This window comes from Actinomadura sp. 3N508 (assembly GCF_044326375.1).
Classification (GTDB): domain Bacteria; phylum Actinomycetota; class Actinomycetes; order Streptosporangiales; family Streptosporangiaceae; genus Spirillospora.
The window spans coordinates 60,455-72,819 of record NZ_JBIRAX010000015.1; the positions used below are offsets into that span (position 1 = coordinate 60,455).

Annotated in this window: 9 protein-coding genes and 1 pseudogene; 7 read left to right on the plus strand and 3 right to left on the minus strand. The window is 65.7% G+C overall.

Going from position 1 to position 12,365, the window contains the following annotated elements; all coding sequences use genetic code 11:
- Nucleotides 1-225 precede the first annotated feature (225 nt).
- The 4 genes from ACH34S_RS37640 to ACH34S_RS37655 are packed head-to-tail and all read left to right on the plus strand — an operon-like array spanning nucleotide 226 to nucleotide 8,051.
- Nucleotides 226-1,821: a hypothetical protein gene (locus ACH34S_RS37640; RefSeq protein WP_395957682.1), complete on the plus strand. Its 1,596-nt coding sequence runs from the start codon at nucleotides 226-228 to the stop codon at nucleotides 1,819-1,821.
- On the plus strand, nucleotides 1,805-2,542 hold the full coding sequence (locus tag ACH34S_RS37645) for a hypothetical protein (RefSeq protein ID WP_395957683.1): 738 nt from the start codon (nucleotides 1,805-1,807) through the stop codon (nucleotides 2,540-2,542). Before ACH34S_RS37640 ends, ACH34S_RS37645 begins: the two co-directional genes overlap by 17 nt.
- Complete coding sequence (locus ACH34S_RS37650) at nucleotides 2,539-7,017, plus strand: hypothetical protein (protein ID WP_395957684.1); 4,479 nt, start codon at nucleotides 2,539-2,541, stop codon at nucleotides 7,015-7,017. The genes ACH34S_RS37645 and ACH34S_RS37650 overlap by 4 nt, the downstream gene beginning before the upstream one ends.
- Nucleotides 7,014-8,051, plus strand: a complete 1,038-nt coding sequence (locus ACH34S_RS37655) for a Wadjet anti-phage system protein JetD domain-containing protein (RefSeq protein ID WP_395957685.1) — start codon at nucleotides 7,014-7,016, stop codon at nucleotides 8,049-8,051. Before ACH34S_RS37650 ends, ACH34S_RS37655 begins: the two co-directional genes overlap by 4 nt.
- A 312-nt stretch (nucleotides 8,052-8,363) precedes the next feature.
- Here ACH34S_RS37655 and ACH34S_RS37660 read toward each other — a convergent pair whose 3' ends face one another.
- Entirely contained in the window at nucleotides 8,364-8,612 is a 249-nt protein-coding gene (locus ACH34S_RS37660; protein ID WP_395957686.1) for a hypothetical protein, read from the minus strand.
- 407 nt (nucleotides 8,613-9,019) lie between these two features.
- Here ACH34S_RS37660 and ACH34S_RS37665 point away from each other — a divergent pair.
- Nucleotides 9,020-9,253: pseudogene (locus tag ACH34S_RS37665) on the plus strand (IS630 family transposase); the annotation flags it as partial.
- A 28-nt stretch (nucleotides 9,254-9,281) separates the two neighbouring features.
- Here the strand turns inward: ACH34S_RS37665 and ACH34S_RS37670 are convergent.
- Both ACH34S_RS37670 and ACH34S_RS37675 read right to left on the minus strand, forming a co-directional pair.
- On the minus strand, nucleotides 9,282-9,470 hold the full coding sequence (locus tag ACH34S_RS37670; RefSeq protein WP_395957687.1) for a hypothetical protein: 189 nt from the start codon (nucleotides 9,468-9,470) through the stop codon (nucleotides 9,282-9,284).
- Between the two features lie 192 nt (nucleotides 9,471-9,662).
- Nucleotides 9,663-11,201 (minus strand): PQQ-binding-like beta-propeller repeat protein, encoded by a 1,539-nt coding sequence (locus ACH34S_RS37675; protein WP_395957688.1) that lies wholly within the window; start codon nucleotides 11,199-11,201, stop codon nucleotides 9,663-9,665.
- Between the two features lie 253 nt (nucleotides 11,202-11,454).
- Here ACH34S_RS37675 and ACH34S_RS37680 point away from each other — a divergent pair, with 253 nt between their 5' ends.
- The gene (locus ACH34S_RS37680; protein WP_395957689.1) at nucleotides 11,455-11,577 is read left to right on the plus strand and encodes a hypothetical protein; all 123 of its coding nucleotides are present in this window, start codon (nucleotides 11,455-11,457) and stop codon (nucleotides 11,575-11,577) included.
- A gap of 172 nt (nucleotides 11,578-11,749) precedes the next feature.
- Complete coding sequence (locus ACH34S_RS37685) at nucleotides 11,750-12,355, plus strand: FMN-binding negative transcriptional regulator (RefSeq protein ID WP_395957690.1); 606 nt, start codon at nucleotides 11,750-11,752, stop codon at nucleotides 12,353-12,355.
- Nucleotides 12,356-12,365 lie beyond the last annotated feature (10 nt).

Below are 12,365 nucleotides of genomic sequence, written 5' to 3' on the forward strand. Positions count from 1 at the left end.
CCCACGCTGGCTCGGACCGCCTCCCCAGTCCGGTGGGCTCCACTACAACCTCGACTGCATGCGGGTGGGCCAACTGCGGAGTGCCAAACAATGATCAAATCGTCGTCAGAGGAGATCAAGGACGTTTAGTCGGATCGCGCGCGTACTATGGCAATCGCCCCCCTGGCCCCCAGGACCACCCGTTGGACACGCACGTACCAAATCCTCGCCGAAAGAAGCGCGGCAATGGCGAACAATTGGGATCTTTCGCCTGAAAGGTCGATGTGGGACATCACGATCCCGACTGACGACACGTCCATCGTCCGGAGGAGAAGGGCCCTGGCGCCGATACAGGTGCTGACCGATATCGAGCGAAACAAGGGTCAGCTGGACGGCGGCTTTTGGCACCGTTACGACCTGTTCAACATCGCGCTCGCTGTGATCGACCAGGTGGCGCTGGCGATGGGCATCTCCGTCGGGCGCACGTGGGGCGAGGCCGTCGAGTACGCGGTCGAGCAGGCATCTCGTCAGGTGCCGGACGCGGAGCGTTCCGAGTGGCTGGCCGTCGCGGAGCGGGTCGTCGTCTCCCTCGTCACCACCGATGTCGAGGTGGTCCCGTATCTGATGCACGCACCGGATGGCCCGAGCTGGCTGGCGCAGCGTTTTCGCCTGTTGTACGTCCATCAGGGGAGCGAGGATGGCTCAGAGTATCTTCGTGCGTCTGAGCAAGCCATCAATATCTTTGTCGAGGCTCTCGACATCGATATCGAGGCGGCACAGATCGCCAACGAGGCGCAACTGAGCGCGCTGATCGCGCGCGGTGCTGTTGAGTCGGCCGTGCAGATCGCCCGGCATGCACGTTACCGGTCCATCCAATATCAGGAGCGTGTTCGGCGGATCGTCGCCGACACTCTGATCGATCCGGACGCGCATGACTGGATCGGCGATGTTCCCGGTTTGCTGGACGCCGCGCTGGCGCACGTGCGGGAACGACTCGAAGCCGAGGCGGTGCTGCTGGACGCGGTGGCCGACCGGCGCACGGAGATCGAGGACATGTCACGGCTGGCCGCGGCGAATCAGTTAATCGAGATTCTCCGCGAGTGCCGGCACAGGCATGACGAACTGCACGGCCATCTGATCGGGGCGCGCAGCCGGTATCGCGAGACGCTCGACGACCGTCTCAGGCGGCCCCCTGGCTCGGCCGACCGGGTCGACCTCACCTCGGATCTGCTCAGGCCCTACATGGCCCGGCCGATCCAAGAAGGTGTTGTTGCCGCTGGACGCCTGCTGGCCATCGTCGGCGGCTTAGCCGCGCGGTGGTGGCCGTCACTGGTGGTCCTCACCGACGAACTTTGTGCGACGGCCCGAAGGCCAGAGCCGGGCGAAGAGGTGGTTCCGCCGGAGTTCGATGAAGCGGAAGGAGCCGAGTGGTGGGAACCGTACGAGGCCACCGTGGAGGCGATGTTCGATGCAATCGAGGAGCCGATCCGGCTGTCCCAGCTGCTCGCACGCGTCGAGTCCGTGGCAGCCGAGTTCGCCGATGACTATGGCAGGCCGCTCGACCCGCATTTGCTCGTCGCGGCGGAGGTGCATGCCGCTCACCGAGCCTGGGCGACGCATCTCGCCGGCCGTTCTGCCGGCGACCGGGTCGTGGTCGCGGCCGACACCGGCGACGTGCTCGAAGCCCACGGCGTCCGATCGATGGATCTCCTGCTGGTCCCGGGTGTGGTGAGTGTCGACATCGACGCACCGGCGGATTTGCGTGGAGCCGATGATTCATCTGTCCCGAACGGGTCGGACATCTGGGAGGTGGAGGTGACCGACGATGAGCCTTCATGGTGACGCCGCCGATATCGGCCGGATGCTTGCCTGGGCCGCTCGCCCTCGGGAGCTGCCCGGCCGCCATGACGACTACCACCGGCTCGTGGTCCGGTACCGCCAGGAGCCGGACTTCGCGGCGGCGGTTGATGCCGTATGTTCCGGCGCCGGCCTGCATCTGATCGTCGATGAGCGCGATGGCGCGATCGTCAGCGCCGCCGCGGACTCGCCGCTGCGGGTCACCCTCACGGACGTGATGAAGCGCGCCCAGCCGAACCATCGCGCGGTCGTTGGCGCCGTCGTCCTCGCGATCGCTTCGGTGGCGTATCCGGAGGCCGTGATGGTGGATGACCCAGACCGGGTGGCGGTCTTCACGACCCGGTCCGTGGTCGACCATCTCGATCGCCTCGCACAGGCTCACTCCGAAGACGCCGAGCATGATGGCGGGCTGGAAGAGGACATGCTCGAGTCCTGGCGCGGCTGGTTCGCGCTCGCTTCCGCTCGGCCGAACGCTCAGCGCCGCTCCGGCAACGACAGACCGGGGATCGTCAACAAAATCTGCAAGCTGCTGGTCGAGGCGGGCTACCTGACCGCGCGTGGCGATGTCGACGGAGGCACGTGGTTGGCTCGTCCCCGCTTCCGCCACGCGGTCGCCACGCTCTGCGCGGACTCGGAGCTTTACGCTCTTGTCAACGGCTTGGGCGATGCCGGCTCCAATCGCCGGGGCGGTAAGGAACGCCCTTGAGCGGCATAGGAGCGGCACAGTCTGCTGGAGACCTGCCTGTACCGCCGTTGCGGTTGCGCAGGATCCGGCTCCACGGGGTCGGGCCCGACGGCGCCCGGTTCGACCCGCTGGACCTCGACTTCACCACTAGGGGCGGGGCCGCCGGCCGGGTCCTGCTCTCACTGACGAACACCGGCGGCAAGTCCACATTGATCACGCTGGTGTCCAGCCTTGTGGTGCCGGCCGCCAGGGCCCAGATGGGCGGCAAGAACCTCGGTGACTTCGTTCTCGCCGGCGATACCTCCCATGTCGTCTGCGAGTGGGAGGACGCCACAACCGCGACCCGGACGGTCACCGGCACGGTCATGGAGTGGAAAGACGGGCGCCGCCAGCCAGGGCACCGACAGCGCTCGACGACCAGGATGCACCGAGCCTGGTACCTGTTCCGCACTGGACCGGAACTGCCCGGCATCGACGACCTGCCCTTCGTCGTCAACGGTCGCCGTACGGTCTTCGAGAAGTATGTGGCGGCACTTCACGAGCTGGCCGCGAATTATCCGGACGCTCAGTCGGTTCTCGTGCGGTCTCAGCAGGAATGGACGCGCGCGCTGGAGGAGCGGACGAGCATCGATCCCGTCCTGTTCGGCTACCAGATGCGCATGAACGATTCGGAGGCCGGCGCGGAGAAGCTGCTAGCCACCTTCGACTCGCCCGACAACGTCATACGGTTCTTCGTCGCCGCCCTCAACGACGGCCGAGAGATCGCGGACTTCACCGACAAGCTCCGAAAATATGCGGAACTGGCCGCCCGCCGTCCCGCTCTGGAAGCGCTCAACGACTTCTGCACTGCGGTAAGTCCCGGCATGGGACTCATCGCAGACAGAGCCGAGGCCGTGGAGGTGGCCGCCGCGAGGCTGGTCCAAGCGCGGCTGCGCGGCGGAGAGCATGCCTGTGCGCTCGGGAATCGGCTCGGCCAGGACCGCGTGACGCTCCAAGAACTGGAAGCGACTCTCGAGGATGCCGCGCAGGAAGTGGTGCAGGCCCGGCGTGAGTACGGCCAGATCAGCGATATCCGTCAACAACTCCTACTCGAAGAAGCACGCGCTCGCTACGCGGCCGCAAAGATCGAGGTACAGGAGCGGACGGGGTCGGCCGAGCAGGCATCTTTGGAGGCAAGCGCCTGGGATGCCGTCGACGCCGTCCTCGAAGTGGCCAGTCGGCGCGTGGAACGCGATTCTGCCAAGCTCGCGTACGAAGCCGCCGAAGCCGGCCTTGGGCCGCTGCGAACTCGAGTCGCCGAGGCTGCGGCCCGCCTGGCGGGACGCCTTGACGGGCTCGCAGAGGAGGCACGCGGAGTCGCCGAGACCGCAGATGACCGGGTGGCGACCACGCGAAGTGAGTCGAAGCGCGCATTCACCGCCGAGAAGGAGGCTGCCAAACGCCTTAACAACGCGAAGCGGACACTCCAGGAAATCGACGCTCAGGTCCAAACTGCTGACAACGCGGGCGCGGCCGCGATGGCGGGCGGCTGGCTCGCCGCCGGTGAACCGCCCGAGGATTGCCTGCGCCGATGGCAGGAAGCCCGGGGAAGCGCAGGTCGCCTCGCAGAGCAGGAGAAGAAGCGTGCGGAAAGCGCCGACAAGGCACGAAGCGAGATAGACGGTGAGCTCGAACACCTCGACGATGAGTTGTTCCAGTTGCAGCGCACAGCGCAAGCGGACCAGAACCGTCTCGACGCCTTCGACTCCGACCGTGCCGCAGTCGCCGCGCACGAGGTGGTGCAGACGCTCCTGGGCGGCGCACCGCGGTCCGCAGCGAACGTCTCACGCGCCGCAAAACTCGCCGAACAGGCCGCTCACGCCGCCGACAGGCGCGCCGCCGACCACGAAGGCCGAGCCAGCGCCGCCCGCAGAGAGCTTGCCCATCTCGATGAGACCGGGACCGCCCCGACCGGTCAAGACGTGCTCACAGTCCTGACCGCCCTCCTCCACGATCGGATCGGGGCCGTCACCGGGCTCGAATGGATCGAGCACAACATTGCCGATCCCGACGCCCGTCCCGAATTCATCGCCGCTCACCCGGAGATCGCCGGGGGCGTAGTCGTAACCGACGCGACCAAATTCCCGTCCGCGGTCGAAAGACTCATGGAAGTCCAGCCCAGGACACGGACCCCCATCACAGTGACGACGACACCGACGGCCGTGGGGGCGCCGAACGGCGCGGCACAACAGCGGCACATCGTCCTGCCGCACCGTGAGACTTGGGACCGTCAGTGGGCGGCGACGACCAGGGCCAAACTGGAGGAGACCGCGACGACCGAGGGAAGCGCCGCAGCGCACGCACGCCAGTCCGCGAAGTCCTACAGAAAGGCTGCCGCCACGTGCGCCAGCTTCACCGACCGCTGGAAGGAGGCCACCCGCGAGGACCTAGTCAGCCAGGCCGACGGCTCCCTTAGCGCGGTGACATCGGCCGAGAGACGCCGACGGAACCTGCGGTCTGAGCGGGACCGCCAACGAGACGCCGCCCACGAGGCACGTGAACGTGCCGAGTCGGCCCGGAGTGATGCCGAACGTGCATACTCGCGGGTCAGTCTGGCCACCGAACTGGTGGAGGTGAAGACTGCCGCCCGGTCCGCGACCGCGAGGCGCCCAGCGGCTGAGACTGCTCGTATCCAGGCCGAACGCGACCAGAACGCTGCGGAGGCGGCTCGGGAGGCGGCCGCGGAAACCATCGATGCCTGCATCGAGGAGGCAGCCCAGGCACGCAGTGCGCGAGAGTCCTGGCAACGCGAACGCGACCGCCTCGGCGTCGAGCATGCCGCGTCCGACCCTGGCGGAAACCTGGACACCATCCGCACCACATGGCAGGCCCTGCGCGACGAACTCTCCACCGCGGAGCGAGGCATGGTCGAGGCGGAACTGCTGGACCGGGCCGAACGCGCGCTCGGCACGGCCCACGGCCGACGGCGCCTCTTCGAGGAACCCGTCTGGAAGCGCGCCGAGGTGCTGGCCACGACGACCGCAGCTTCATCACGGGAATCCCTGATCGGTGCCCAGCGACGTGCCAGAGATGTCTCAGCATCACGGGAAAAGGAACGTCTTGCCGCTGAGCACCGTCTGAAGACGGCTGAGACCGACATGCGAGCTGCAGAGCCCGCGTCCGGGGACAGGCAGAACCACATCGACCTGGCCAACGTCCCGGAGTGGTCGCCGGCATCGCCGAGAGACATTGCGGCGCTGCTGGAACGCCTGGAAGTCCATAACGTCGAACTCCGTGAGCGTCGCGACGCAGCTGAGCAGGCCGAGCGCGACGCCGTCGAACTCCGCGACGCGGTCGCCGCGGACGTCGAAGCCTTCGTCGATCTGGTTGCGATGTGGCCCGGAGACAGAACACCCACCGACCACGTCTTCACTGGTTCCAAGGACACGGCGAGAACCATGATGCACGAGCTGCTGAAGGCGCACCGCGGCGCCGACGGGGCCGAACGCGCGGCACGGGACGAGCTCCGCGAGGCGGTCAACGCGGCTCGGGCCGTCGCAAATGCCCCACGCTGGCTCGGGCTCGACACGCCCGTCGCGACACGGATCCGTTCGCTGCGCGAACCGGACCTGGTGGCTGAGGCTGAGCACCTCGCCCGCCGTATCAAGGCACTGGCCGAATCCGCCAGCGGTGATTTGAAGGCCCTGGACACGCACCGCTCCATCCTCCGCGACGGCCTGCTATCGCTGTGCCGGGAACAGCGTCGCCTTCTTCGGGAAGTCTCGAAGCTGTCGCGGCTTCCGTCCGGGCTCGGGGACCTTTCCGGCCAGGCCACCATCAAGATCCGGTTCGAGGACGCCCCCGACGATGAGGCTGCGGCGCATCTGGCCACCCGAATCGACTCCTGGGCGACCGAGTTAGCGGCCAACCCCAAGCGGGCCGCCTCCGCCGAGACCCGCGCCCGTTGGCTCGCCGACGCCGTCCGGGACACCGTCCTAGACCGCACCCGGGCCGGGGCATGGTCGATCGAGATCCTCAAACCCCGCATCGACGGCCGAGTCGTGCACTGCCCACCGGACCGAATCCCGCACGAGTTCTCAGGCGGGCAGGTCCTCACACTCGCCGTGCTCGTCTACTGTGCCCTGTCCGGCGTACGTTCAGCACACCGTCCAGGCGGCGCGCGGCCAGCCGGTACTCTCATCCTCGACAATCCCTTCGGCGCGGCGTCCGCGGAAGCCCTGATCGAGATGCAACACCGGCTCGCCGCCCACACCGGCCTCCAACTGGTCTGCGCGACCGGCCTCAACGACGCGAATGTCGACAACGCGTTCACCGGTCCGGGCTCGGTCATCGTCAAACTCCGTAACGACGGAGACCTCCGGCGAAACCTGTCGTATCTCCGGCTACGCACCCAGGTCGCGGACGGCGCCGACATCACCGCTTCGATCACCGCCGGGCGATCCGCCACCGCACCACAGAACTGGGTCGACGCCGTCCAGTACGAGATCCGCCAATGACGGACGCGCTCAACCGCCCTGCCGAAATCGCCGCGCTCGCCGAAGCCGTGGCATCGCACGGCAACGTACGAGTCTCCCTTCGCGACCTATGGCGGCTCTGGGCCGCCTCAGCACCCCGGCTCATCGGACATCCTGCCCAAGCGGCGGCCTTGGCGGCGGCTCTCACTGATCTCGCCGACCGAGACCTGATCGAACTCCCCCGCACCGCATGGGACACCTCCACCGCACCGCCCTTGCCCCGATCGATCACCGTTCCGAAATCGCGCCGACCCGGCCGTGTCCGCCGCTGGACGCAATTCCCGTGGTGCAGCGAGCTCGGTTGGGCGGCGTCACTACCGTCGCTGTCCGATGCACGATTCAACGATCTGGTAGCGATCAACGACTGGCTCGTCCGCACACGGGGAACCCGCCTGCCCGTCCTCCCCATGCGGTACCGGTCGGTCCAGCTCTTCGGCGACGAGAAGCACTTGGAGGCCATGGCCCGAACCAGCCTCTTCGGGCCGGACCGGCTCACTCTCGAGACGCTGGCCTGCGTGCGCATCCCGCCTCCCCTCGCAGCGGCCGCGGTAGGTGCCGGACCCGACGTTCTCGTGATCGAGAACAGCGACACTTACTGGACAGCCGTCCACGCCCTCCGCCACCAGATCACTCACAGCATAGGAATCGTGGCCTGGGGCGCGGGACGCGCATTCCCTTCCCAGGTGCCGACGCTGGCCGTCGACATCGCTGGCCGGGGGCCTGTCAAAGGCACCGTCTGGTACTGGGGCGATATGGACCCCGATGGGTTGGCCATTGCCAGCGGCGCCGCCGCTGTCGGCACGATCCCGATACTCCCAGCCCGCGCGCTGTGGGCGGCCATGGCTGAGCGTCCGGTACAAAGCCCCGGCACCGTCGACTGGACGGCGACTCCCGGACGGGAATGGTTAGGCCCAGAACTATGGACTCAACTCGCCGAGATACGGTCCGCCAGCGGCCGAGTAGCCCAGGAAGCCGTCCCCTCTACCGTCATCGCGGAGTGGGCTTCGGCCACATGAATGCAGGTAGTAGTCCCGACGATCCATGTTGCGACGGCTGCACCTCGATGTGAAACGCCGTCGCAGTTGCCTTCCGAACACCTTCAAAGCCGACATCGGGAAAAGCTGGTATCGCCTCTCATCAAGCGACTCAACGAGGCCCTCCGGTTGGCACGCGAACGAGAGTCCGGCAGCCGACGAGACTGACGTGTCGAGCGAGTTATCGAGGATTTCGCAGACGACCACCCCACCCGGATGACGGGGAAAGAACCAGCCGAGCCCGTTCACGCGCATCCGGGTGAATGGCGATGCAGTGGCGCTCCCGGGCTGGGCTCACGGATGCCTCTCGGGCTCGGTTGTGTTCATGACGCCGATCTGGGCGCGCGTCGTCGACCGGGTGATGGCTTCCGTACGCAAGGCGAGGAGCCAAACAGCGCCCGGGACGGCCATGACGCCCGGGACGGCCATGAGGGCGCCGAGGAGAAATGAGCAGGGCGCGGTGGCCGAGGCCGACGTGCAGGCCAGTCGGTCCCCGGACCAGACCATCGTGCCTTCCGCGCACTGCTTCTCGGCCAGTGCCAAAGCAGCGCCGCTACGGACCGCGGCGGGCCTAGGCCCGAAGCAGGCCAGGCAGGCGATGGGCATCACCGCGCCGAGGCTCACACTCGAGGATTGGCCTGTCAGTCGATCAGCATCGGATGGTGTTCGCACGTTCTTTCCTCGAATGTCGCGGAACGCTCTGGTAGCCAGCGGTACGAAGCGACAGCGCTGACCGCTGATGCCTATACAGAACGGGATAGACCGACGGTTTTGCACCTGGAAAAACGCACCGACAGGACCGGTAGCCGACTTCTAATCCGACGGTCGCAGGTTCGAATACTGCCGAGCGCGCCCCATCTGACCTGCGGTTTCAGGGTGGTGGCGATGAGGTCGGCGATCCGGGTGCGGTTTTCGAGGTCGCCGCTGATGGCCAGCCGCTCGTGGAGCCGGGTGAGCTACGGTTCCACCTGCACTTCACCCCACCAGTTCGTCCTGGCCAAGCCTGGTCGAGCGCTGGTTCGCCGAACTCACCAACCGCTCGCTGCGCCGCTCGGCCACGCCGCAGCGTGGTCGAACTGGAGCGTGACCTCCGCGGCTGGATCAACGAGTGGAACATGAGCCCCAAGCCCTTCGTGTGGACCAAGCCCGCCGACGAGATCCCCGAAATACTCGCCAAATACTAGCAGCGAATTGACGACTCACGACACTAGTTCAGCCATGATGCCCCAACTCGAAGTCCGTCCGTCGCTCACGAATCAGGGCTTCATCGTTCTTGCGACTGTTCTCGCATTGGAGTAGAGCGAGGAGCACGAAGACTGGGGCGGAGCTGCCGGCTATGGCGCTACTGGCCTGCACCCACTCAATGCCGGTCAAGTTCTGCAGCCAGTCGATGAAATGCATGCTACCAATCCCGCCGTCCAACCCCGCTGCGGTGATCTGTCCCGCACACTCTCCCCATTTTGCTATGGGCTACGCGGGAGGCCACGCCCGTGATCCCATCCATCCTCGGGTGTCAATGACGAGCGCGGCGAAGCCTTCGAACACCCGTAGCTGGGCTGCGACCTGAAGCTGGGCTGTCCGCGCGGCAGTACCTCAGAGACCTCTGGTGGTCGTCCCGGTGTTTGCATCGATCGCGTACAAACACCCATCGTTACTTCCGATGTAGACGGTGTTGTCGGCGATAGATGGCGATGACCAGACTTGTCCGCCTGTCTCGTAGCGCCAACGCTCGCTTCCGTCCTCACAGGACAGCGCGTAGACATACCCGTCGTTGCTACCGACATAGACGGTGTTGTCGGCGATAGATGGCGATGACCAGACTTGCCCGCCTGTCTCGTAGCGCCAACGCTCGCTTCCGTCCTCACAGGACAGCGCGTAGACATACCCGTCGTTGCTACCGATATAGACGGTGGAGCCCATGACCGCAGGCGATGACCACACATGGCCATCGGTTTGATAACGCCAGTACTGATGGCCTGCGGCGGCGTCGAATGCGTAGACGGCGCCGTCGTTGCTTCCGATATAGACCGTCTGTTCGGTGACAGCGGGCGATGACCAGACCTGCCCGCCGGTCGACTTTCGCCACCTCTCATCGCCCGTGGCGGCGTCGAATGCGTAGACGGCGCCGTCGTTGCTTCCGATATAGACCGTCTGTTCGGTGACAGCGGGCGATGACCAGACCTGTCCGCCGGTCGACTTTCGCCACCTCTCATCGCCCGTGATGGCGTGCAGCGCGTAAAGGTGGCCATCGTCGCTGCCAATATAAACCGCTTTGTTGACGACAGCGGGCGATGACCAAATTTGTCCTTCAGTCCTTGATTGCCATCGCTGACGGCCGGAGAAAGAATCCAAGGCGTAGACGATGCCATTGTGGCAGCCAAGGTATACCGTACCGTAGAGCACTGCAGGAGATGAGCCGATCCAGCCGTCGAAGATGAAGTCGTGGCTGCCCAGTTCAATAAGCCATCGTTGTTCGCCCGTAACGGCGTGCAGTGCGTACACGGATTTGTCGTGGCTGCTGAAGAATACGGTTCCCTCGGCCACAGTGGGTGAGCATGGAACCTTCCCGCCTGTTCGATAGACCCACGGCCATTCGCCGTACTCGCTGCTGTCGGTTGGATAGACGCCCAAACGCCGACGACCACCGCGAAAGATGGACACCGGATCGCCCACGGGGGACACCGGTCGACCCCGCACCGCCTCGGCGCGCGAGACGATCGCGGCGGCACGTTCCCTAGCATCGGCCATGATTTGGACGGCCGTCTGGCGCGCGTCCGCCAATTCCGCCTGTGCCCGCGCGCGGAGCGCGTCGGCCGTTTCGCCGCCCGGAGTTCGTGTAGTCTCAGCGACCTGTTCCCAGGCACGTACCCATGGCATCACTTCGCCGGACGGGACACCGCAGGCCCGGACGAAGGCGACAAGGGCGTCCCGCCCCGGAAAGCGTGAGCCTCGCAGGATCTCGCTGACCATTGACTTCGACAGTTGATCCCCTGCATTACGGGCGTGGGTTTCGAGAGCGCGGTAGGACGGGCTGCCGGCACGGATGTGCAACGTGCGCAGCAGAGCGTGCAGATCTGCAGGCGAGGCGGCGCAGGCCAGCTCCAGATCCGCGACGTTCGGAGGGACGTCCATGCCTGGACCTCCTGTCCTGGACCGTCCTCGAATGTCCATGAGCGTAGGCCCTGACGTCGTCACGATGGTCTCAATGTCCGGCGCGGATCGGTCTCTGTCCGATCTCGGACGGATTTCGGCCGCCCATGATCGGCCTTTGTCCAGGCATCTACTGGACGCTGTAGCACCAGGATTTGCTGGACGTATGCCGGACGGTACGGAGCCGGCTGGGAGCCGACCCCCCATCTCACGGTCGGAGAGCCTGGAGAGAGGCATGGCGCGTACGACGGCCAGTGATGAAAACCTGTACTGGCGGATCCGCATCGTCCTGGAAATCATCCGCATGACACTATGGTTGGTAGTGCAGACTACCCTGGCGTTGCTCAGCAGCGGTTGACCCCTGCGGGCGGAAGAGACGGAGATCTCTTCCGCCCGCACGATGCCTCTTAAACGGGCGCCCGCATCCAGGATGCCCAGCCAACCGTAATGCCTTATGATCAAATCCTCGGCAGCTGGATCAGTGAACCGGCTCGCTTGCCGTCCGGTCTGCTGCGTGCAAGAATCCGGGTGTGACATATGTTCCGCACAGCATGCCTCAACCTACCGCGGCTCAGGCGTCGGCATTTGCGCGAGATGTCGGATTTGGCTCAGTAATTTTGGGCCGGTCTCCCGATTATGCGGTCGCGCATGTTCCGATTCAAGTCATACTTGATTCGGCCTCGGGTGAGGCCGAGGAACTTGTTTTCCACTTCTCCACCAAAAACGCATTGTCCGATCTCCTGGTCGAGCCCGCCCAGGTGCTCATCATCTTTCGTGGGCCCGACGGGTACATATCACCACGATGGTACGACCACGAGAATGTCCCCACCTGGGACTATGCCGTTGTGCAGATGACGGGCCGGGCAACCCCCGTCGATGAAGGCCGGCTCCGGCAGCATGTCAAAGACCTGGTCCGCCAGTTCGAGCCGGAAGTTGCAATACGTGAGGCTTATATAGACCAGTATCTCGACTGGATCCGGGGCTTCTCACTGCGGTCCCCGGCGATCGAACCGGTATTCAAGCTCAGCCAAGACAAGAACGAGGCGTCGATAGCCGGCGTGCTGCACGGGCTCCGGCAACGCGCAAAGGGCCTCGACGAACAACTCGCCGCCGCGATCGAAGCGGCTCGCAGGTAGCGCTGACCGC